22 protein-coding genes are annotated in these 22,070 nt (G+C 68.3%); 8 read left to right on the top strand and 14 right to left on the bottom strand.

The window, feature by feature from the left end; genetic code table 11:
* The first annotated feature begins 161 nt into the window (after positions 1-161).
* Complete coding sequence (locus tag D0Z60_RS04185) at positions 162-464, top strand: PspC domain-containing protein (RefSeq protein WP_240325534.1); 303 nt, start codon at positions 162-164, stop codon at positions 462-464.
* A gap of 1 nt (position 465) precedes the next feature.
* Here D0Z60_RS04185 and D0Z60_RS04180 read toward each other — a convergent pair whose 3' ends face one another.
* Together D0Z60_RS04180 and D0Z60_RS04175 are read right to left on the bottom strand one after the other, a co-directional pair.
* On the bottom strand, positions 466-993 hold the full coding sequence (locus tag D0Z60_RS04180) for a CAP domain-containing protein (RefSeq protein ID WP_118857088.1): 528 nt from the start codon (positions 991-993) through the stop codon (positions 466-468).
* On the bottom strand, positions 990-2,015 hold the full coding sequence (locus D0Z60_RS04175; RefSeq protein WP_118857087.1) for an SDR family oxidoreductase: 1,026 nt from the start codon (positions 2,013-2,015) through the stop codon (positions 990-992). The genes D0Z60_RS04180 and D0Z60_RS04175 overlap by 4 nt, the downstream gene beginning before the upstream one ends.
* A 100-nt stretch (positions 2,016-2,115) precedes the next feature.
* Here D0Z60_RS04175 and D0Z60_RS04170 point away from each other — a divergent pair, with 100 nt between their 5' ends.
* Positions 2,116-3,060, top strand: a complete 945-nt coding sequence (locus tag D0Z60_RS04170; protein WP_118857086.1) for an NAD(P)H-dependent flavin oxidoreductase — start codon at positions 2,116-2,118, stop codon at positions 3,058-3,060.
* Position 3,061: 1 nt separating this feature from the next.
* Here the strand turns inward: D0Z60_RS04170 and D0Z60_RS04165 are convergent, their stop codons facing one another.
* Both D0Z60_RS04165 and D0Z60_RS04160 read right to left on the bottom strand, forming a co-directional pair.
* Positions 3,062-3,565 (bottom strand): DUF1465 family protein, encoded by a 504-nt coding sequence (locus D0Z60_RS04165; protein WP_118857085.1) that lies wholly within the window; start codon positions 3,563-3,565, stop codon positions 3,062-3,064.
* An 86-nt stretch (positions 3,566-3,651) separates the two neighbouring features.
* Positions 3,652-3,855: a YdcH family protein gene (locus D0Z60_RS04160; protein ID WP_118857084.1), complete on the bottom strand. Its 204-nt coding sequence runs from the start codon at positions 3,853-3,855 to the stop codon at positions 3,652-3,654.
* A 147-nt stretch (positions 3,856-4,002) separates the two neighbouring features.
* On the opposite strand from D0Z60_RS04160, the gene D0Z60_RS04155 reads away from it, so the two are divergent.
* Positions 4,003-4,158 (top strand): YdcH family protein, encoded by a 156-nt coding sequence (locus D0Z60_RS04155; protein WP_118857083.1) that lies wholly within the window; start codon positions 4,003-4,005, stop codon positions 4,156-4,158.
* A gap of 93 nt (positions 4,159-4,251) precedes the next feature.
* Here the strand turns inward: D0Z60_RS04155 and dksA are convergent, their stop codons facing one another.
* Positions 4,252-4,716, bottom strand: coding sequence for an RNA polymerase-binding protein DksA (dksA, locus tag D0Z60_RS04150; RefSeq protein WP_118857082.1), 465 nt, complete (start codon positions 4,714-4,716; stop codon positions 4,252-4,254).
* Positions 4,717-4,975: 259 nt separating this feature from the next.
* Between dksA and surE the strand changes: the two genes are divergently transcribed.
* Together surE and D0Z60_RS04140 are read left to right on the top strand one after the other, a co-directional pair.
* Complete coding sequence (gene surE, locus D0Z60_RS04145; RefSeq protein ID WP_118858431.1) at positions 4,976-5,740, top strand: 5'/3'-nucleotidase SurE; 765 nt, start codon at positions 4,976-4,978, stop codon at positions 5,738-5,740.
* Positions 5,741-5,748: 8 nt separating this feature from the next.
* Positions 5,749-7,515 (top strand): ABC transporter ATP-binding protein, encoded by a 1,767-nt coding sequence (locus D0Z60_RS04140; protein ID WP_118857081.1) that lies wholly within the window; start codon positions 5,749-5,751, stop codon positions 7,513-7,515.
* Here the strand turns inward: D0Z60_RS04140 and recA are convergent, their stop codons facing one another.
* The 7 genes from recA to dapA form a co-directional block, all read right to left on the bottom strand.
* The gene (gene recA / locus D0Z60_RS04135) at positions 7,516-8,586 is read right to left on the bottom strand and encodes a recombinase RecA (protein WP_118857080.1); all 1,071 of its coding nucleotides are present in this window, start codon (positions 8,584-8,586) and stop codon (positions 7,516-7,518) included.
* A 91-nt stretch (positions 8,587-8,677) separates the two neighbouring features.
* Complete coding sequence (locus tag D0Z60_RS04130; protein ID WP_118857079.1) at positions 8,678-9,046, bottom strand: response regulator; 369 nt, start codon at positions 9,044-9,046, stop codon at positions 8,678-8,680.
* Between the two features lie 42 nt (positions 9,047-9,088).
* Positions 9,089-11,452: a hybrid sensor histidine kinase/response regulator gene (locus D0Z60_RS04125; protein WP_118857078.1), complete on the bottom strand. Its 2,364-nt coding sequence runs from the start codon at positions 11,450-11,452 to the stop codon at positions 9,089-9,091.
* Positions 11,453-11,462: 10 nt separating this feature from the next.
* Positions 11,463-13,580, bottom strand: coding sequence for a M13 family metallopeptidase (locus D0Z60_RS04120; RefSeq protein WP_420822775.1), 2,118 nt, complete (start codon positions 13,578-13,580; stop codon positions 11,463-11,465).
* 73 nt (positions 13,581-13,653) lie between these two features.
* Positions 13,654-14,136, bottom strand: coding sequence for an SsrA-binding protein SmpB (smpB, locus tag D0Z60_RS04115; protein ID WP_118857077.1), 483 nt, complete (start codon positions 14,134-14,136; stop codon positions 13,654-13,656).
* Positions 14,137-14,178: 42 nt separating this feature from the next.
* The gene (locus D0Z60_RS04110) at positions 14,179-14,736 is read right to left on the bottom strand and encodes a hypothetical protein (protein ID WP_118857076.1); all 558 of its coding nucleotides are present in this window, start codon (positions 14,734-14,736) and stop codon (positions 14,179-14,181) included.
* Entirely contained in the window at positions 14,737-15,609 is an 873-nt protein-coding gene (dapA, locus tag D0Z60_RS04105; RefSeq protein WP_118857075.1) for a 4-hydroxy-tetrahydrodipicolinate synthase, read from the bottom strand.
* A 98-nt stretch (positions 15,610-15,707) separates the two neighbouring features.
* Here dapA and D0Z60_RS04100 point away from each other — a divergent pair, with 98 nt between their 5' ends.
* Complete coding sequence (locus D0Z60_RS04100) at positions 15,708-17,654, top strand: lytic transglycosylase domain-containing protein (RefSeq protein WP_162888066.1); 1,947 nt, start codon at positions 15,708-15,710, stop codon at positions 17,652-17,654.
* On the top strand, positions 17,654-18,145 hold the full coding sequence (greB, locus tag D0Z60_RS04095; RefSeq protein WP_118857073.1) for a transcription elongation factor GreB: 492 nt from the start codon (positions 17,654-17,656) through the stop codon (positions 18,143-18,145). Before D0Z60_RS04100 ends, greB begins: the two co-directional genes overlap by 1 nt.
* Position 18,146: 1 nt before the next feature.
* Here the strand turns inward: greB and D0Z60_RS04090 are convergent, their stop codons facing one another.
* A complete protein-coding gene (locus D0Z60_RS04090) occupies positions 18,147-18,920 on the bottom strand; it encodes a polyphosphate kinase 2 family protein (RefSeq protein ID WP_162888065.1) in 774 nt (257 codons plus the stop codon).
* Positions 18,921-18,993: 73 nt separating this feature from the next.
* The gene (gene aspS, locus D0Z60_RS04085) at positions 18,994-20,811 is read right to left on the bottom strand and encodes an aspartate--tRNA ligase (protein WP_118857071.1); all 1,818 of its coding nucleotides are present in this window, start codon (positions 20,809-20,811) and stop codon (positions 18,994-18,996) included.
* An 86-nt stretch (positions 20,812-20,897) separates the two neighbouring features.
* Here aspS and rnd point away from each other — a divergent pair, with 86 nt between their 5' ends.
* Positions 20,898-22,067, top strand: coding sequence for a ribonuclease D (rnd, locus tag D0Z60_RS04080; RefSeq protein WP_118858429.1), 1,170 nt, complete (start codon positions 20,898-20,900; stop codon positions 22,065-22,067).
* The last annotated feature ends 3 nt before the right edge of the window (positions 22,068-22,070 follow it).

Genomic DNA, 22,070 nt, shown 5'->3' with positions numbered 1-22,070 from the left:
GACGAAATCGGAAATCCCGCCACTCGTCGGCGGACTGCGCCGCTCTGTCGGTTGCATCTTGAAACCTAGCACCTCGCCCACCACCTGACAGCAGCCGCTTTCCGGCGATTGGCACGGCCCTTGCTTAGCTAGGGCATGGGCCGGCGCTGGAGCCGGACTGCATGAACGAGGAAGTGATGACCGACACCAACCCCACCCCGCTGCCGCTGCGCAACGACACCATCCTCGGCGTGTGCGAGGCGATCGGGCAGGATTTCGGATTCAACCCGCTGTGGCTCCGACTGGCGTTCATCGCGCCCTTGTTCTTCCAGCCGGTGTGGACCGTCGCCGCCTATCTGCTGCTTGGCGCGGTGGTCGCGCTCAGCCGCTATTTCGCGCCGCGCCCGATCGCCGACGAGGTCGTCACGACCTCGGCCGGGCACGCCAATACCGACGCGGCCCAGGACATGAAGATCGCCGCTTGAGCTAGAGCCGCCCGCCGTCGCGATTGCCGGCGGGCGCATAGCGGCACACCAGCACGTCCCAGCGCGCACCGCTGGCAAGGCCGCAGCCGAGCCGGGTCGTGGACGGCCAGATGATCTGGGTGTAATGGCCGACGTCGCTCCACCGGCCGGTGCTGCTGTTGGCCGGGAACAGGCCGCGCCGGAAGTAACGCCGCTCGCTGGCCCAGTTGAACACCATCGCCTCGCCGCTCGTCCGGCGCGGGCCCATCCATAGATTTTCGCCCTGCCCGGGCCGCATCGCCTTGGGCGAATGGCGCAGCCGTCCAAGCCGCGCGAGCTGGCCGGCATAGGCCCTTGCCTGTGCCGCCAGCGCCTCGTCCCACACCAGCGCCGGCGAACCATATTGCGCGCGAACACGGTTGTGCGCCCCGAGCCAGGCATTCGCGGCGAATTGCGGATTTCCGGCGTAAGCGGCAGGTTGCCACGGGCCGCCCTGCGCAACTGGCGCGCAGGCGGCGGCCAGCGCCACGACCGCGAGCGCCCGCCTCACCGCCCGGCGTTCTCGATATAATAGGGCAAGGCTTCGGCCAGGCCGCGCTCGACGTCGTGGCTCGGCCGGTACCCCAGCATCGCCCGCGCCTTGCCGATGTCGGCCTGGCTGTGGCGCACGTCGCCGGCGCGAAAGTCGCCGCGTGCCGGCTCCCGGTCGTAGTGCAACTGGTGGCGGGCGAGCCCATCGCGGATCAGGCCGAACAGCTGATTGAGGCTGGTGCGCCCGCCGAACGCCACGTTGAACACCTCGCCCTGCGCCGCATCCGGCGCCAGCGCGGCGAGCACATTGGCCTGCACCGCATTGGCGACGAAGCAGAAGTCGCGGCTGGTCTCGCCGTCGCCGTTGATCGTCACCGGCACGTCCGCGATCATCGCCGCGACCCATTTGGGGATAACTGCCGCATAGGCGCCTTCGGGGTCCTGGCGCGGCCCGAACACGTTGAAATAGCGAAGGCCCGTCGCGGTGAAGCCATAGCTGCGCTGGTACACCTCGGCGTAGATCTCGTCGATCAGCTTGGTCGCGGCATAAGGCGACAGCGGCCGGCCGGTGCGCTCCTCCACCTTGGGCAATTCCTCGAGATCGCCATAGGTCGACGAGGATGCGGCATAGACGAACCGCCCGACCGCGGCCGTCCGAGCCGAATCGAGCATGTTGATGAAGCCGGTGACATTGGCGTCGTGACTCGAGAGTGGGTCCTCGAGCGAGCGCGGCACCGAGCCGAGCGCGGCCTGGTGAAGCACCACCTCGCAGCCCGTGACCGCCGCTCGGCAGGCGGCCCGGTCGCAGATGTCGGCCTCGATCATCGTGAACCGATCCGCCGCTCCGGCGGTCGCCGCGGCGATATTGCGGCGATGCCCGGTCGCATAATTGTCCAGCCCGACCACCTCCTGCCCGCACGCCAGCAAGGCCTCGACGAGGTTCGAGCCGATGAACCCCGCGGCGCCGGTCACCAGCCAGCGGCGACGCTCGGCGGCCAGGCGCTCGGCCAGATCGGCCGGAAGCAAGTGGGTGGCGGTCATCGCCCGCCTCATAGTCGGCGCGCTTGCCCGCGCAATGGCCTCTCGCCAGGCCGGTTGCGCTTCGCTACCAATCCTTCGCCACAGCCCGGGAGCCCTGCCCTTGTCCCTGCCGCCGATCCTGTCGAACCTGCGCCTGCCAGTGATCGCCGCGCCCTTGTTCATCATCAGCCACCCGGCGCTGGTCATCGCCCAGTGCAAGGCCGGCGTGGTCGGCAGCTTCCCGGCGCTCAACGCCCGCCCGGCGAGCCAGCTCGACGAATGGATTCACGAGATCACCGAGGCGCTCGCCGCCCACGATCGCGACCATCCCGATCGCCCGAGCGCGCCGTTCGCGGTCAATCAGATCGTCCACATGACCAATACCCGGTTCGAGGAAGACATGGGCATTTGCGAGAAGTGGAAGGTGCCGATCGTCATCACTTCCCTCGGCGCGCGGGTCGAGTTGAACGAGGCGGTCCACCGCTGGGGCGGGATCACGCTCCACGACATTATCAACGACGTGTTCGCCCACAAGGCGATCGACAAGGGCGCCGACGGGCTGATCGCGGTCGCCGCGGGCGCCGGTGGCCATGCCGGCAAATGGTCGCCGTTCGCGCTCGTCCAGGAAATCCGCGAGTGGTTCGACGGGCCGCTGATCCTGTCGGGCGCGATCGCGCGCGGCCAGTCGATCCTCGCCGCCCAGGCGATGGGCGCCGATCTCGCCTATATCGGCTCGCCGTTCATCGCCACGAACGAGGCGCGCGCCGGCGACGACTACAAGCAGGAGATCGTGGCGTCCGGCGCCGGCGATATCGTCGCTTCGTCCCTCTTCACGGGCATCCACGGCAATTATTTGAAGGGCCCGATCGCCCGCGCCGGAATGGACCCCGACAACCTGCCCGAGGCCGACCCGAGCAAGATGAACTTCGGCGGGGCCAAGGCGTGGAAAGACATCTGGGGGTCCGGCCAGGGCATCGGCGCGGTCAAGGAAGTCGCTCCGGTCGCCGCGCTGGTCGACCGCCTCGAGCGCGAATATCGCTCGGCCAAGGCTGGGCTGTGCGCCTGAGCTAATGGAGCGCCGGGCCGCGGCCGAGGTCGCGCTCGAGCCGCCCCATCAGCGCCCGCGCCGGGCTCAGCGGCGCGCTGTCGGCGGTCTGCCCCTGGTCGAGCCGGCGGACCCGCGCATAGAGATCGATGCTCGCCGAGATCAACCGCCGCGCCGCCGGCGGGAGCTGCGCGACCACCGCGGGATCGCTGTCGTTGGCGTTGCCGAGCCGCCGCTCGGGCCGCCGCCCGTCCGACCCGTTCAACTCCCCGCTCTCGATCGCGCGCTGGGTCAGCAACCAGGCAACGATATGCATGATGCGGGTGGTTACCTTGAGCGACTCGCACGCAAAGCCGACCCGCGCGAACGGGTCGAGCGCGCGCTGCTCGGCGCGGCCTTCCTTGTCGAAATAGGTCCGTGCCTCGTCCGCCAGCAGCAGCGCCTCGCTGTACAGCGAATCGACCAATCGCGGCGCAATGCGCGACTCGGCCGGTGCGGAATCGAAATCCTCTGACATGCCTGTCATCCTGCCACGTTCCTTCGCCCGCGGAAACGCGCAACGGGGCACGTCCGGTTCGCCGGATGAGGGGAACAGTCCCGCCTCGGGACAGATCAGGCGATGATGTCGGGCACGATGCGGTCGCCGATCACCGCAATCTCGTCCTTGAGCATCAGCTTGCGTTTCTTCAATCGGGCGACCTCGAGCTGCGGCGCGACCCCGTCCGCCTCGAGCGCGGCGATCTCGGCGTCGAGCCGGCGGTGCTCGGCGCGCAGCATGTCGAGCAGCTGGCGCAGATCGTCGTCGTTGGTCGCCATCGCCGCCCGCCTAGCCGGACGCGCCGCATCCGTCATCAACGACCGTCCGCCCCGCGCCGGCGACAGGCCGCTCGCGGGGGCGTTACAAAATGACAATTTCGTGATTTACTCTTCGCGTCGTCACCAGCCTTGAAAGGACCGACTCCGATGGATCACGCTTTGGCCGAAGCCCTCGAAGCGAAGCACGCGCAACTCGAAGCGCAGATCGACGAAGAGGAGCATCGGCCGCACCCCGACGACATCCGCCTCCACGCCCTCAAGAAAGAAAAGCTTCGAATCAAGGACGAGCTGGTCGGGCACTAGCTGAGCGGCCGAGCGCAGCGACGCCGGTCTGATCTGGAGCGACAGGACCGACGACGCGGATTTACTCCGCGTCGGCGACTTCCCCGAACTGCCTCAATCGTCGCGCGAAACGCGCTCGATCCGCTCGTGCTTCTCCTGCGCCTCTAGCGTCATCGTCGCGATCGGCCGCGCTTCGAGCCGTGCCAGCGAAATCGGGTCGCCGGTTACTTCGCAATAGCCGTACTCGCCCTCGTACAGGCGGCGGATGGCTGAATCGATCTTCGCGATCAGCTTGCGCTGGCGGTCGCGGGTGCGCAGCTCGATCGACCAGTCGGTCTCGCTCGACGCGCGGTCGGCCATGTCGGGCTCGCGCAGCGTATCGACCTGGAGCTGGGCCATGGTGGCGCGCGATTCCTCGACGATCGCTTCCTTCCACGCCTTCAGCTTGGCGAGGAAATAGGCCTGCTGGCGCGGGCCCATGAACTCCTCGGCATCGCTCGGACGATAGTCCGCATCGAGCTCGAGCTGGTCGAATGATGGATTTTGAGATCCGTAGAGATCTTTAACAGCGGTCGCCATGTCTTCCCCTCCCCGCAACAACGCGTCGCCCCTTCGCCTGAAGCGACCGGGGCCACCCGGTCACGGCCGGAGGCGATTGAACTGGACTTACCCGGGACTTGACCTGGGTAAGTCGGCAATCCCCGCCGCGCCTATAGTTAAGCCCTTGCGTCTTAACAAGGACTGACCGGAGGCCGGTTTTCATTTCGCGGCCGATGTTGCCAATTTGGCGCAATTCCCATCGGTTGGCCTCGGCGCGGGTTTCGCGCATAGCCGCGCGATGCGCATTCTCATCACCAACGACGACGGCATCGACGCCCCCGGCCTCGCCTTGCTCGAGCGGGTCGCGGCGCGGCTCAGCGACGATCTGTGGGTGGTCGCGCCGGCCGAGGAGCAGTCGGGCACCGGCCATTCGCTGACCCTCACCCAACCGCTCCGCCTGCGCCGTCACGGCGAGCAGCGCTGGTCGGTGACCGGAACGCCGACCGATGCGGTGATGATGGCGCTCGCGCATCTGATGAAGGACCACCGCCCCGACCTCATCCTGTCGGGCGTCAACCGCGGCGCCAACCTCGCCGAGGACGCGACCTATTCCGGCACGGTCTCGGCGGCGATGGAGGGCGCGCTGGCCGGGGTTCCGTCGATCGCGCTGAGCCAGGCCTACGCCCGCCAGGGAATGGGCGCGAGCGTCCCGTTCGACGCCGCCGAAGGCTGGGCCGAGCGGGTCATCGTGCCGCTCGCCACGGCCGACCTCGCGCCGGGCACGCTGGTCAACGTCAATTTCCCGGCGCTCAACTCGGCCGCCGTGCGCGGCGTGCGGGTCTGCCGCCAGGGCTTCCGCGACTACGGCCGGCTGCACGTCGTCGAGCGCGCCGACCCGCGCGGCTTTCCCTATTATTGGTTCGGCCTCGCCTCGACTGTCGAGACCCCCGGCCACACCACCGACCTCGAAGCGATCGCCGACGGCTTCGTCAGCGTCACCCCGCTCCACCTCGACCTCACCCACGACCCGTCGCTCGAGCGGCTCGGCACACTGTTCGATTAGGCAGGCCGGTGGCGCGTTCGTCGATCCGCACCTTGCGCGTGCTGCGCCGGCTCGGCCGGGACGCAGACCCGCGCTTTGACCGCCGGCTCACCCTGCTCGCCGTCTACGCCTTGGTCGCCGCGTTGTGCGAACTGGTCACGCTCGGCAGCCTGATCCCGTTGCTCGCCATCCTCGCCACCGGACGCGCCCCGGATCCGCCCGTCATCGGCGCGCTGCTCCCCGACACCGCGCTTGGCATGGTCGCCATGTTCGCCGCATTGGTGATGCTGACCGCGGCGGTCCGCCTCGCGCTTGCCGCCGCCAGCCAGCGCGGCGTGCTGGCGATCGGTCATGCGATCAATGTCGCGGTCCAGCGCCGACTGCTCGGCCAGCCCTATGCGTTCCATGCCGCGACCCACTCGAGCCGCTTCGTCGCCGCACTGCAGACGGTCGACCAGCTGACCTTCGGGCTGCTGCGCCCGCTCGTGCAGGGAACTGCCGGGCTCATCATTGGCGCCGCGATCTTCGCTTTCCTCGTCGCCGCGATCGGCTGGCCGATCACGCTCGGCGCGCTACTGACGCTCGGCGCGGCCTATTGGCTCGTCGCGCGCTTCGCCGGTCGCCGCCTCGCCGAGCGCGGCGCCATCGCCCTCGACAGTTATGAGGAACAGGTGCGGGTAATGATGGAAGGCAGCGGCGCGATCCGCGACGTGCTGCTCGATCATCGCCAGGCATTGTTCGCCGACGCCTTCGGGCGGGCCAGCGCACGCATGGCCCGGGCACGCGCCGGGACCGACCTGCTGTCGCTCGCCCCGCGCTTCGTGGTCGAGGCCCTCGGCGCGTCCGCCCTCGCCGCACTCGCCGCGCTGGTCGCGGCGCGCGACGGCGGGCTGGCGGCGTCGCTGCCCTTATTCGGACTGCTGACGCTCGCGCTGGTGCGAGCCATCCCGCTCGCGCAAATGGCCTATTCCGCCTGGACCCGCCTCGCTTCGAGCGGGCAGGCAGTGGACGAGATCGCCGCGCTGCTCGCTTTGCCGGGTGCCGCGGGCACGAGCACCGGCGCGACGCCGCTGCCCTTCACCGACCGGGTCGAGGTCCGCGACCTCGCCTTCGCCTACGGGCCCGACCAGCCCACGGTGCTTTGCGGCGCGGACTTTACAATCGCAGCCGGCGAATGGGTCGGCCTCACCGGACCGACCGGGTCGGGCAAGAGCACCGCGGGCGACCTGCTGATGGGCCTGCTCCAGCCGACCGCAGGCACGATCCTGGTCGACGGCGCGGCGCTCGATGCGGCGACGCTGCCGCGCTGGCAGCGGGCGATCGGCCACGTCTCCCAATCGGTCTATCTGATCGACGACAGCATCGACGCCAACATCACGCTCGCGCCGGCGGTCGACGGTGCGGCGCGCGCCGTCGAGCGCGACGGAATCGCTTCGGACAGCGCCGAGGCGGACCGCATCAGGGTCGCCGACTGCGCCTCGATCGCCCAGCTCGACGAATGGCTGGCGACCCTGCCCGACGGGCTCGACACCCGGGTGGGCGAGCGGGGCAAGAGATTGTCCGGCGGCCAGCGCCAGCGGATCGCCATCGCCCGGGCGCTCTACAAGGACGCGCGCCTGCTGATCCTCGACGAAGCGACCAACGCGCTCGATTCAGCGACCGAGACCGCGCTGCTCGCCGCGCTGCGCCGCGAACGCCCGGACCTCACCGTCCTCCTCATCTCGCACCGCGCCAGCACGCTGGCCTGCTGCGACCGCCTGCTCACTGTTGCCGGCGGCCGCATCGTCCCGGGCTGATCACTCGCCGTCGGCGTCGGGCCCGACCATCAGCGCTTCGGCCACCTCGGCGGTCTTGCCACGGATCGAATCCTCGATCCGCCGCGCCACGTCGGGGTTCTCCTTGAGATAGACCTTGGCGTTCTCGCGGCCCTGGCCGATGCGGATGCTGTCGTAGCTGAACCATGCGCCCGACTTCTCGACGAGCCCGGCCTTGACCCCGAGGTCGAGGATCTCGCCGACCTTGCTGACGCCCTCACCGTACATAATGTCGAACTCGACCTGCTTGAACGGCGGCGCGACCTTGTTCTTGACGACCTTCACGCGCGTCGCGTTGCCGACGATCTCGTCGCGATCCTTGATCTGACCGGTGCGGCGGATGTCGAGCCGCACGCTGGCGTAGAATTTCAGCGCATTGCCGCCGGTCGTGGTCTCGGGATTGCCGTACATCACGCCGATCTTCATCCGCACCTGGTTGATGAAAATGACGGTGCAATTGGAACGGCTGATCGAGCCGGTGAGCTTGCGCAGCGCCTGGCTCATCAGCCGCGCCTGAAGGCCGACGTGACTGTCGCCCATCTCGCCCTCGATCTCGGCCCGCGGCACCAGCGCGGCGACCGAATCAACCACCAGCACGTCGACCGCGTTGGAGCGCACCAGCGTGTCGACGATCTCCAGCGCCTGCTCGCCGGTGTCGGGCTGCGACACGATCAGCTCGTCGATGTCGACTCCCAGCTTGCGCGCGTAGATCGGGTCGAGCGCGTGCTCGGCGTCGACGAACGCCGCCGTCCCGCCGACCTTCTGCGCTTCGGCGATGGCGTGCAGCGCGAGCGTCGTCTTGCCCGAGCTTTCCGGCCCGTAGATCTCGATGATCCGGCCCTTCGGCAGTCCGCCGACGCCGAGCGCGATGTCGAGCCCGAGGCTTCCGGTCGAGACCGTCTCGATCTCGATCTGCTCGCGAGACCCAAGCTTCATCGCGCTGCCCTTGCCGAACGCGCGGTCGATCTGGGCGAGCGCCGCCTCGAGGGCCTTCTGACGATCCGAGTTCACTGCCACCCCGCCTGTACCAACGACCTTGAGCTGCGTTGCCATGACCCCTGTCCCTTCGTCAAACGGCCAGCGCCCGCCGGCCCGATGGGACAGTCATGTATCTGATTTGTTCTCGCGGAACAAGAGGAGAACTTTATTGCTCCGGGGTCGCCGCGACGGCGGCCTCGATGGCCGGCTTGATGCGGTCGATCGTATAGGGCTTGTCGATCATCGGCACGCCGTCGAACTCGCTCGGCGGCGGGTCGACATGGCCGCCGCTCGCCAGCACGAACGGAACGTCGCGCTCGCGCAGCTTGTGCGCCACCGGCCACACATTCTCGCCTTTGAGGTTCACGTCGAGGATCGCCATGTCGAAGCTGTTGGCCTCGATCGCGTCGAGCGCGTCGCCGACCGTCTCGCAGATCGCCGCGACGCTGTGGCCGAGCGACATGACGAAGTCCTCGAGCATCATCGAAATGAGCGGCTCGTCCTCGACGATCAGGATGGAACGCGGCCGGAACATGGGCTTCACGCATAGCAGCCGTTTCGGCGCTGAAAAGTGTTTTTATCTCGGGCTGATGGTCAGCAGCGCGGTCCGCACCGCCTCGGCAAGTTCCTGCATCGAAAAGGGTTTCGGCAGGAACGCCGCATTGTCGACGTCGATCGACTTGCGCAATTGCTCTTCGGCATAGCCCGACATGAACAGGATCGGCAGGCCGGGATGGCTCTTGCGCGCCTCGCGCACCATCGCCGGGCCGTCCATGATCGGCATCACCACGTCGCTGACCAAAAGGTCGACCTCGGTCCCGCCGCCGAGCAGCTCTAGCGCCTCCTCGCCGTTGCTCGCGGTCAGCACCGTATAGCCGTGGCGGCTGAGCGCGCGTTCCGCCACGGTGCGCACCATCGGCTCGTCCTCCACCAACAGGATCGTGCCGCTGCCCCACAGCTCGTTCTCCTGCGGCTTGGCCGGAGCGCGCGCCTGCGCCGCCGACGCTTCGACCTCGTGCGCCGGCAGATAGATGGTGAACCTCGTCCCCTCGCCGACCTTCGAATCCGCGAAGATGTACCCGCCCGACTGCTTGACGATGCCATAGACCGTCGACAGCCCGAGGCCGGTGCCCTTGCCGACCTCCTTGGTGGTGAAGAACGGTTCGAACACCTTGCCCAGCACGCTGGTCGCGATCCCGGTCCCGGTGTCGGTGATCGATAGTGCCGCATAATCGGCGATCGGCAATATGTCGCTGCCTAGCTCGGCGACCTGGTCGGCGCGCACCGAATAGGTTTGGATGGTGAGCGTCCCCCCGCCGGCCGGCTGCATCGCGTCGCGCGCATTGACCGCGAGGTTGACGATAACCTGCTCCAGCTGCCCCGGGTCGGCGCGCACCGGGAACAGGTCGCGGCCGTGCTTCACCACCAATTCCACCGTTTCGCCGAGCAGCCGCTTCAGCAAATGCGATACTTCGCTCACCACGTCCGGCAATTGCAGCAATTGCGGCCGCAGCGTTTGCTGGCGCGAGAAGGCCAGCAACTGCCGCGTCAGCCCCGCCGCGCGGTTGGAGTTCGACTTGATCTGCTGGATGTCGTCATAGTCGCTGTCGCCCGGCGCGTGGCGCATCATCATCAGATCGCAATGGCCGATGATCGCGGTCAGGATGTTGTTGAAATCGTGCGCCACGCCGCCCGCCAGCTGGCCGACCGCCTGCATCTTGGTGGCCTGAGCGATCTGGCGCTTGAGCTTCGCCTCCTCACTATTGTCCTTGAGCAATAGCAGCACCGCCGCATCGCCCAGCCCGCGCAGGCTGGCGACGGTGAGCGCGACCGGCTCGCCCGGCTGGCTGGTCAGCCGCACCGGCAAGTCGCGCGACATCGCCGGGCCGCGCGCGTGGCGCCGAACCGAATCCGCGACCGCGGCCTTGTCCTCCTTAATCACCAGGTCGCCGGGATAGATCAGCGCCGCATTGTCGCCGATCCCGCCCGCCGTTCGGAACGCCTTGTTGGTGGTCAGGAAGCGCCCGTCGCGGTCGACCAGCGCAAGCCCCAGCGGGAGCAAATCGAGCAGCGCCTGGACGTTGGTCGAGTCGGCCTCCCCGGCCCCCGGCCGGTCGAACAGCAGCGCCAGCCCGGCGCCGTCGCCCGCGCCCGGCGCAACCGGCACATGCACCAGCCGAAGCGTCGCGCCCGCCTCGCCCTGCGCCTTTAAGCGAACCTGATTGCCCTCGCCGTCGATCAGCTCGGCGATCGGCGTCCCGACGATCTTCTGCCGCCCCTCTCTGGCACGCTCCTGGAACAAGCGATTGGCTGCCACCACCCGCCCGTCGCGGTCGATCGCGGCCGCCAGCACGCCGCTTCCGGCGAACAATTCGCCCTCCGCCCCGCCGACCCGCTCGACCAAGATCTCCAGCATATCGCGCCGCGCGCGCTTGAACCGCCACAACAGCAGGTCGCCCGCCCCGCCGACGCGCTCGACCATCACCGGCCCGTCCTCGCCGCCATCCGCCCCGGCCGACCCGTCGCGCCACGCCGCCGCGCGCAAGTCCGCCAGCCGCTCCGCACTCTCGCCGATCTGGTCCGGCCGGACATTGCCGAAGCGCTCGCGGAACGCGCTGTTGGCGCTCACCAGCGCGCCTTCGCTGTCGGTCAGTGCCGCCGCGTCGCGCGCGCTTTCGAGCAGCGCCGCGGCCAGCGCATAGTCGGGCAGCGCGATCGTCACCGGAGCGCTCGCCCGCGCCGCCTCGCGCTTCTCGATGACGAACGCCGCGACCAGCATCGCCACCATCCCGGCGACGAACAGCCCGGCGTAGAACGGCTCGCCGGCCAGCGCGAACAACACCGCCCCGCTCGCCGCAGCGGCCGCCACCAGCGCCGGGACCAGCCACGGCAGGGGGCGCTGCGGCGGCGCCTCGATCAGGGCCAGTTGCTGCTCGAGCATGCGCCTTTCGTTACCAGACGCGGACGCGCTTGTCCGGCGCCAGGTACAATTTCTGCCCCGGCTGGACGCTGAACGCGTCGTACCAACGGTCGAAATTGCGCACCACCCACACGCGCTGCTCGCTCGGCGAGTGCGGATCGGTGATCAGCCGCTGGCGCAGGTTCGCCTCGCGGTAGTTGCGCCGCCAGACCTGCGCCCAGCCGAGGTAGAAGCGCTGGTCGCCGGTCGTCCCGTCGATCACCGGCGCCTCGTTGCCGCCCAGCGAATGGCGATAGGCGTCATAGGCGATCGTCACCCCGGCCAAATCGCCCATGTTCTCGCCCAGCGTGAAGGCGCCCTTGACCTTCATCCCCGGCAGCGGCTCGTAGGCGTCATATTGCGCGACCAGTTCCTTGGTCAGCCGCTCAAACGCCGCCACGTCCTCCTTGGTCCACCAGTCCCTGAGCCGACCCTGCTCGTCATATTTGGCGCCCTGGTCGTCGAAATGGTGGCTGATCTCGTGACCGATCACGGCGCCGATCCCGCCATAGTTGATCGCCGGGTCGGCGTTGGGATCGAAGAACGGCGGCTGCAGGATGGCGGCCGGGAAGACGATCTCCTGCATCCCGAAATTGGCGTAGGCGTTGACCGTCATCGGGGTCATACCCCACTCCCAGCGGCGGATCGGCTGGCCGAGCTTGCTGAGGTTGTCGGCGCGGCCCCAGGCAATCGCCCGCTGCGCATTGCCGAACGCGTCGTCGGCCCGCATCTCGAGCGAGCCATAGTCCTGCCAGCGCTCGGGATAGCCGATCTTGGTGGTGAAATTGGCCAGCTTGGCGCGCGCTCGCGCCTTGGTCTCCGGCTTCATCCACGCCAGCCCGTCGATCCGCCGGCCCATCGCCGCCACGACATTGGCGACCAGCGCGTCCATCGCCGCCTTGGTCTCGGGCGGGTAGTGGCGCTCGACATAGATCTTGCTGACGTCGTCGGCCAGCGCGCCGGTGACGAAATTGACCCCGCGCTTCCACCGCGCCTCCTGCTCCGGAGTGCCCGACAGCGCGGTGCCGTAGAACGCGAACACCTTGTCGTCGATGCGCTTGGGCAGCACCGCGCCATAGCTTCCGATGCTGCGCGCGGTGAGCTGGTCCTTGAGCACCTGCAGCGGCGCCGCCGCGATCAGCTTGGCGATCCCGGTCACCGCGCTCGGCTGCGACACCACCACCTCGTTGAAATTGACCCCGCTGTCGGCGAGGAAGCGGCGGAAGTCGAAGCCCGGCGCGCGCGACTGCAACTGCGCCAGGGTCAGCAGATTATAGGTCTTCGTCGAATCGCGGCTGTCGACCTGGGTCCAGTGGACCCCGGCGATCTTGGTCTCGTAGTCGAGCACCGCCTTGGCCCGCGCCGCGGCGTTCGGCACCCCGGCCTCGCTCAGCATCGCCGTCAGGAATTCGAGATATTTGCCGCGCGTGGCGACGATCTTGGCGTCCTTCGACAGATAATAGTCGCGGTCGGGCATGCCGATCCCGCCTTGGAACATGATCGGCACGTAGCGGTCGGGCGACTTGTCGTCCTGGCCGACGAACAGCGGGAACGGCGTTCCGACTCCGGCATTGGCGGCCTTGGCGAGCAGTGCCGGATAGGCCGACTTGCTCGACAGCGCGGCGATCTCGTCCAGCCACGGCTGGATCGGGGTCAGGCCCTTGGCCTCGATCGCGGCGGTGTCGAGATAGGCGGTATAGGCCGCGCCGATCTTGTTCGACGGATCCTTCGCCGCTTCCTCGACGATGACCTTGGTCCGCTCCTTCGACAGATCGTCGAGCATGGTGAACATGCCATAGTTCGACTTGTCGGCCGGGATCGGCGTGTTCTTGGCCCAGATGCCGTTGGCATAGGTGTAGAAATTGTCGCCCGGCAGGACGGTCGTATCCATCCCGCTCTTGTCGAATCCGAACGTGCCGATCTTGGGGGTCGACGCCGCTGCCGGCTCGGCCGCGGCCGGCTCGGCCACCGCCTGCGGTTCGGCGCTCGCCATCGGCGCCGGCGGCGGGGTGGTCGCGCAAGCGGCGAGGGCAGCGGCCAGCGCCGCGAGGGAAACAAGCCTTTGGGTCACGGGCAATTCTCCACAAGCAATGAGGTCGATGGTCGCCATCGGGCGAGTCGAACGCGCGGGTCGTCTGTTCATCGATAGCCGGTCGCCGCCGTTCGGCAAACGGCGCGCATCCTTACTTATGTGCGCGCAGGATCCGCTGCTGGTCGCGCTTCCAGTCGCGATCCTTGATCGTCGCGCGCTTGTCGTGGGTCTTCTTGCCGCGCGCCAGCCCCAGCTCGATCTTGGCCTTGCCCTTGGTGTTGAAATAGATGCTGAGCGGAATCACCGTCAGGCCCTGGCGCTGGATCGCGCCGGTCAATTTGTCGATCTGCCGCCGCCGAAGCAGCAGCCGGCGCTTGCGCCTGGGATCGTGGTTCATCCAGCTTCCGGCGGCATATTGCGGAATATTGGCGTTGATCAGGAACGCCTCCTCGCCCTCGACCGTCGCATAGCTCTCCGCGATCGAGCCTTCGCCGATGCGGAGCGCCTTCACTTCGGTGCCCTGCAGCGCGATCCCGGCCTCGAACCGCTCCTCGATGAAATAGTCGAACCGCGCCCGCCGGTTCTCGGCGACGACCTTCACCTTGTCGAACTCGTTGATTGACGGGGCTGCCATGTGCGCGGCCCTAGGCGCAAAGCGCCGCCGCTGCCAAGCCGCTCAGCCGAAGCGGATGCCGAGGATCTGGATCGAGAACACGACCACCACGAAGATCAGCGCGCCGAGGTGAAGCGGCCGCCAGCGGACGAAGATCAGCAGCGTGTAGAGTGCCGGCAGGAACGCCCACTCGGCAAAGCTCGCAAGGCTGAATTTCGCGCCGCCGAACAGCATGGCGTAGGCCAGGAACAGGATCAGGCCCGTGACCAGCGCGCCCCAAGTGACCGGGCGCGCGTCGAAATAATGCTGCTTGAGGTCGACTGCGCCGTCGCCGTGGGTCTCCGGAAGGACCGCGGCCGAGGCGATGAACAAAGCGAGCAGCTTGACCACCTGCAACAGGCATTGACCGACGGTGAAGGCGGCGACGTCGCGCTCGTTCCACTGGTCGGTCCACACCGACACCACGATCAGCAGGATCAGCACCGCCTGGAGCACCGGCTCGGGCGCCCATTTGACGCGCCTGCCGGCGCGCAGCAGCAGTTGCAGCGAATTGGCGATCTGCGCCAGCGCCAGGCCGAGGATGACCGAGCTCAGCCCGAAGAACAGCTCGAACGCGGTCACCTAGATCAGGCCGGCATGGGCCAGCGCTGCGTCGACCGCCCGCCGCGAGGCCTCCGACGGCGGGGTCATCGGCGCCCGCAGCTCGCTCGGAAAATCCGGCCGGACGCGGTTCAGCGCATATTTGGCCGGCCCCGGCGAGGCGTCGGAAAACAGCGCAGCATGAAGGGAATAGAGCCGATCGTTGAGACTCAATGCGTCTTCCCACCGGCCCTCGCGCGTGGCCCGCTGGAAGTCGGCGCATAGCTTCGGCGCGACATTGGCGGTGACGCTGACACAGCCCACCCCGCCCATCGCGTTGAAGCCCAGCGCCATGTCGTCGTTGCCGCTGAGCTGGAGGAAATCCGCGCCGCACGCCGCGCGCTGCGCCGACACCCGCGCCAGGTTGCCGGTCGCGTCCTTGACCCCGATCACGTTCGGCAGCTCGGCCAGCCGCGCCATCGTCTCGACCGCGATGTCGGTGACCGTGCGCGCCGGGACATTGTAGAGCACCACCGGAAGCCCGACCTCCGCCGCCGCCGCGAGATGCGCGTAAATGCCGTCCTGGTTGGGTCGGTTGTAATAAGGCGGGACGTGCAGCGCCGCGCTCGCTCCGGCCTTCATCGCGCTGCGAGTCAGCGCCACCGCATGCGCCGTGTCGTTCGACCCGCATCCCGCCAGCACCGGCACCCGCCCGCCCGCGGCCTCGACCGCGACCTCAACCAGCGACCGATGCTCCTCGGGCGAGAGAGTCGCCGATTCCCCGGTCGTCCCGCACGGCACCAGCCCGTCCGACCCTTCGGCCAGCTGCCATTCGACGAATGCACGGAATAGCGCGAGATCGACTCGTCCTGCCGCAAATGGCGTCACCAGCGCGGGTATCGAGCCGAAAAACATGCTTTTTCCTTCACTTCGCCTGGAGCGGCGCGAAATATATCGGGGGTCGGGGAATGCGTTCAGCGAGTGATAAGAAGCGGCGGGCCATCCTGTCCAGCATGCGTATCCCGGCTCTTGCCCTGTTCCTCCTCGCTCTGCCCTCGGGAAGCGTTACCGCGCAGCCCGCGCAGCCCTCCTTCGCCCGGCCCGTCTCGGCGACCGAAATCTCCTACGCGCTGAACGACTGGCGCCGCCTGCGCGCCTCCGACGGCTATGCGTTCAGCGACTACGCCCGCTTTCTCAACGCCTTTCCCGACTGGCCCGACGAGACCCGCATGCGCCGCGCCGCCGAGCGCCAGCTGCGCGCCGGCGACTACGGCCCGTCGATCGTCACCTTCTTCCGCACCGACAAGCCGCGCACCGCCAACGGCTGGGCCCGCTATGCCGAGGCGCTCGCCGCCGCCGGCCGCCAAAGCGAAGCCGCCACGGCCGCGCGCGAAGCCTGGGCCTCGCCCGACCTCTCGCTCGCCGACGAAGGTGCCGTCCGCGCCCGCTTCTGGAGCGCCCTCTCCCCCGCCGACCACGACCGCCGGGTCGACGCTCTCCTGTTCGACAAGAAGCCCGACACCGCCGCCTCGGCCCTCGCCTACGCCTCCCCCGCCCGCCGGGCCGCCTTCCAGGCCCGCATCGCGATGCAGAAGTCGGCGCCCGACAGCGACTCCCTCTACCGCATGGTCGAAGGCCAGCTCTCGCAGGACGCCGGCCTCCTGATGGACCGCCTGCGCTTCCTCAACGACACCTACCGCAACAGCGCCGGCGCCCGCGCCCTCGCCGCCCGCCCGCACCGCTTCGTCCACCGCCCGGCCGACATCGACCGCTGGTACGATATGCTGCTGATCCTCGCCCGCGACGCCTACAATGCCGGCGCGTGGAGCCAGGCTTACGCCATCGCCAGCCAGGTCGACGACGCCTATGCGCCTGGCACCGACGTCTCGGACCTCGCCTACGCCGTGCGCGACAATTATACCTCCCTGACCTGGCTCGCCGGCCAGGCCGCGCTGACCGGCACCCGCAACTATCCCGCCGCCGCCTCCGCCTTCGTCAAATACGCCCACGGCGGGCGCTCGCTGCAGGTCACCAGCAAGGGCTATTATTGGGCCGGCCGGGCGATGTCCTATGCCGCCCGCGGGGCCGAGGCGAACGCCTATTTCGCGCAGGCCGCGCGCTACCCGGAATTGTTCTACGGCCAGCTCGCGCTCGAGCGCCTCGGCCGCCCGGTCCCAGCGCCCGCCAACCTCCCGACGATGCTCGTCACCCCCGCCCAGCGCGCCGCCTTCGCCGGCAACCGCCTCGCCCGTGCGGTCGAGCTGCTCGCCCAGCAGAACCGCCGCGACGAAGCGACCCTGTTCGTCCGCGCCCTCTCCGAGAGCCTCACCACCGACTCCGACCGAATCCTCGCGGTCGAGCTCGGCCAGCGCCTGCGTCGTCCCGACGTCGCGGTGTGGGTCGCCCGCTCGGCCCGCAACGACGGCTCGCCCTTCTACTATCGCCCGGCCTTCCCGACCCACGCCTCGAGCGTCCCGCCCGGCCGCCTGTGGTCGCTGGTTCACGGCATCACCCGCCAGGAAAGCTCGTTCGACCGCTCGGTCGTCAGCCACGCTGGAGCGCGCGGGCTGATGCAGCTGATGCCCGGCACCGCCAGCGATGAAGCGCGCAAGGCCGGAGTCGGCTATGACTTCAGCCGCCTCACCACCGATCCCGCCTACAACGTCATGCTCGGCAGCAACCACGCCCAGCGCCTGGTCAGCCGCTACGACGGCAATTACGTGCTCGCGGTCGCCGCTTACAACGCCGGCGGCGGCAATGTGAACAAATGGGTCGCGCGCTTCGGCGATCCGCGCCGCGGCAATGTCGACATCTTGCGCTGGATCGAGCAGATCCCGTTTATGGAAACCCGCGGCTACGTCCAGCGCGTGCTCGAAAACAGCGTCGTCTACGACCGCCTCAACGCGCCCAGCCAGTCGGCCAGCCTGTCGCAATTCCTCGGCAAGTCGCGGCCCGGCTGATGCCCGCTCCGGGGCGGCCGCCCGACCGCTTCATCACCCCGCAGGGCTTCGCCGCGATTCGCTCCGAGTACGATCAATTGTTCGGCGAGGAGCGGCCCAAACTGGTCGAGGTCATCTCCTGGGCCGCCGCCAACGGCGACCGCTCGGAGAATGGCGACTATATCTACGGCCGCAAGCGCCTGCGCGAGATCGACCGCCGCCTGTCGCACCTCGCGCGGGTGATGAAGCTCGCCAAAGTGGTCGATCCCGCAACCCAGCCGAGCCGCGACGAGGTGCGCTTCGGCGCCACCGTCAAACTCGCCGACGAGGACGACGCTCGGCGCACGGTAACGATCGTCGGTGACGACGAGGCCGACGCCTCCGACGGCCGGATCGGCTGGAGCGCCCCGCTCGCCCGCGCCCTGCGTGGCGCCAGGGTCGGCGACGAGCGCACCGTCCGACTTCCCGCCGGCGAGAAGAGCTACGAGGTGATCGCGATCACCTACCCGTAGGTCAGTCGGTCTTGCCCCGCGCCCGGCGCAGCGGCACCGCCGGCGATTGGCCCGCCTTGCCTTCGACGAACGCCGCCTCGAAGCCGTTGGCGACCGCGGTCAGCGCCGATACCAAAGCCCCGCCCGGCTTGTCGGCATCGACCACCACCCACGGCGACCAGCGCATGTTGTTCTGCGCCAGCATGTGGGTGAGCGCCTCGTCATAGGCGCCGCGCAACTGGCTCCCGCGCAATTCCTCCGGGCCCATTGCCGGGATTGCCGCGGCATCTGCCGCCTGCTCGGTCAGCCGCCGCGCGCGCACCGCCTCGGTGACGTGGAACAGCAATTTCAGGATCAGCGTGCCGTGGTCGCGCTGCTGGGATTCGAACTCGTTGATCTCGTCGTGCGCGCGCCCCCACTCGGCCGGCTCGGCCAGGCCCAGCACGCGGTCCTCGAGCACGCGGTGATACCAGCTGTGGACATAGAGAGCGGTGCGTCCGTTGGCCGGCAGGTCGCGCCAGAAGCGCGCCAGCCAATGGCCCTCGCCCGATCGGCGGCGGTCGGGCCGGACATTGTGGGTGGCGAGGAAGCGCGGATCGAGCGCTGCCGCCAGTTGCCGCGCGACCTGCGCCTTGAGGCTGCCCTCCAGCCCCTCGAGCACGACGATCGCCCGCCCGCCGCCGGCCACCTGCCGCGCCTGAGCGCGCGTGATCCGGTCGCGCAGCGTGCCGAGCACGGCCTCGCCCTGCCCGGTGATCAGCTCGCCGCCTGGGCTGTCGGTTAAATCGATCGGCACCCGGCGGGTGCTAACGCAAAGAAAACGGCCCTTCAATCAGCCGCTTGGGCCCACGAATCCCGGATCGGGGCAGTTAACGCGCCGGCGTTGCAGCAGGTGCCGAAGCCGCTTGGGGCGCGGGCGCCTCGACCAGCTTGATCGACAATTCCTTGAGCTGCTTGGCGGTCACCGGGGCCGGGGCGTTCATCATCAAATCCTCGGCCTTCTGGTTCATCGGGAAGACGATCACCTCGCGGATGTTCGGCTCGTCGGCCAGCAGCATGACGATCCGGTCGATGCCCGGCGCCGATCCGCCGTGCGGCGGAGCGCCATATTTGAACGCCCCGATCATCCCCGGAAAATTGGCGTCGACCTCTTCGCGCGCATAACCGGCGATCTCGAACGCCTTGTACATGACGTCCGGGCGGTGGTTGCGGATCGCGCCGCTCGACAGCTCCACGCCGTTGCAGACGATGTCATATTGCCAAGCGAGGATGTCGAGCGGGTCCTTGCTCTCCAGCGCCTCCATCCCGCCCTGCGGCATCGAGAATGGGTTGTGGCTGAAGTCGACCTTCTTCGCTTCCTCGTCATATTCGAACATCGGGAAGTCGACGATCCAGCAGAATTTGAACGTCCCTTCCTCGATCAGCCCGAGCTGCTCGGCGACCCGGGTGCGCGCCAGTCCGGCTAGCTTTGCCGCTTCGACCGGAGTGCCGGCGGCGAAGAAGATGCCGTCGTCGGGCCCCAGGTCCATGATCTCGGCAATCCGGTCCATGCCTTCGGCGCCGTGGTTCTTGGCGATCGGCCCGCCCCATTCGCCGCCCTTGCGGGTCGCATAGCCGAGGCCCGCGAAGCCTTCGCCGCGCGCCCACTCGTTCATGTCGTCGAAGAATTTGCGGCTCTTGTCGGCGGTTGCGGGAGCAGCCACGGCGCGGACCACAAGGCCCTTCTCGACCAGCCCGGCGAACAGGCCGAAGCCCGATCCGCGGAATTGCTCGCCGACGTCGTGGATCAGCAGCGGATTGCGGAGGTCCGGCTTGTCGCTGCCATATCTCAGCATCGCGTCCTTATAGGGGATGCGCGGATATTCACCCGCCGGGGTCACCGACTTGCCGTTGGCGAACTCGGCGAACACGCCCGACAGCACCGGCTCGATCGCGTTGAACACGTCGTCCTGGGTGACGAAGCTCATCTCGAAGTCGAGCTGGTAGAATTCGCCCGGGCTTCGGTCGGCGCGCGCGTCTTCGTCGCGGAAGCAGGGCGCGATCTGGAAATAACGGTCGAAGCCGGCGACCATCAGCAGCTGCTTGAACATCTGCGGCGCCTGCGGGAGCGCGTAGAACTTGCCCGGATGAACCCGGCTCGGAACCAGATAGTCGCGCGCCCCTTCCGGGCTCGACGCGGTCAGGATCGGCGTCTGGAATTCGGTGAAGCCCTGGTCGATCATGCGTTGCCGGATCGACGCGATGACCTTCGATCGCAGCAGGATGTTGGCATGCAGCCGCTCGCGCCTCAGGTCGAGGTAGCGGTACTTGAGCCGGATATCCTCGGGATAGTCCTGCTCGCCGGCGACCGGCATCGGCAGCTCGTCGGCGCGCGACTGGACCTCGATGGTATCGGCAATCACCTCGATGTCGCCGGTCGGCAGCTTGGCGTTCACCGCCCCGCCCTCGCGCCCGACCACCTGGCCGGTCACCGTCACCACCGATTCGACCCGCAGCGAATCGAGCAGCGTCAGTCCCTCGGTCCCGGCGCGGGCGACCACCTGCGTCAGGCCGTAATGGTCGCGCAGGTCGACGAACAGCACCCCGCCATGGTCGCGCTTGCGGTGGATCCAGCCCGACAGCCGGACCGTCGATCCGGCATCGCTGGCGCGCAATTGGGCGCAAGTATGGGTGCGGTAGCTGTGCATGCTCGGTCCTACGGGAAAGTGGCGCGGCGAATTCCCGCCCACTCCCCTTTTGTCAACCCGCGCGCGCCGCTATGGCCCGCGCCAACATGAAGATTCACAAGTTGATTTCCGACAGTGCCACGCTTGCCGAACTGGTCGAGCGTCTCGCCGCGGCCCCGTTCGTCGCGGTCGATACCGAGTTCATGCGCGAGAACACCTATTGGCCCGAGCTGTGCCTGATCCAGATCGCCTCGAGTGAGGAAGCGGCGGCGATCGACCCGATGGCCGAGGGCATCGACCTCAAGCCGCTGCTCGACCTCCTCGTCGACAACGACGACGTCCTGAAGGTCTTCCACGCTGGCGGGCAGGATCTCGAGATCATCTACAACCTTACCGGCAAGACCCCCGCGCCCTTGTTCGACACCCAGATCGCGGCGATGGCGCTCGGGTTCGGCGAGCAAGTCGGCTATTCCAGCCTGGTTGAATCGATGCTCGGCCACGCGCTCGACAAGGGCGCGCGCTTCACCGATTGGTCGCGCCGTCCGCTCGACAAGCGCCAGATCGATTATGCCATCGCCGACGTCACCCATCTCTCGACGATTTTCCCGCGGATGGTCGACAAATTGCGCAAGAACGGGCGCGGCGACTGGCTCGACGACGAGATGGAGCGGCTCGCCGACCCGTCGAGTTTCGCCTTCGCGCCCGAGGACGCGTGGAAGCGGCTCAAGCTGCCCGGCCGCAATCCGCAGCTGCTCGGCCGCCTCAAGGCGCTCGCCGCCTGGCGCGAGCGCGAGGCCCGCTCGAAGAACCTACCGCGCGGGCGGATCATCAAGGACGACACTCTCGGCGAGCTGGCGTCGCATCCGCCCAAGACGCAGGACGATCTCGGCCGCGTGCGCGGGCTGTCGCAGGGCTGGCGCAGCAACGACATCGGCGGCCGGCTGATGGAGGCGCTCGAGGGCGCCGAGCCCCTGTCGGCCGACGATCTGCCCGAGCGCGGGCCCAAGCGGCCGGGGCTCACCAAGGATGCCGTATTGGTGTCTGACCTGTTGAAATTGCTGCTGAAAATCCGCTCGCGCGAGACCGGCGTGGCGTCCAAGCTGATCGCCCGCTCAGACGATCTCGAGGCCCTCGCCGCCGGCGTCCGGGACGGCCTTCCGATCCTCCGCGGCTGGCGCTTCGAACAGTTCGGCCGCGACGCCCTTGACCTCGTCGAAGGCCGCCTCGCCTTCGCCACCGAAGACGGCCGCCTCAAGATGACCCGCACCGCGATTTAGGAA

The organism is Sphingomonas mesophila, from assembly GCF_003499275.1.
GTDB lineage: Bacteria > Pseudomonadota > Alphaproteobacteria > Sphingomonadales > Sphingomonadaceae > Sphingomicrobium > Sphingomicrobium mesophilum.
The sequence above is the reverse complement of the archived record's forward strand: the minus strand, read 5'-3'. Positions and strand labels throughout refer to the sequence as shown.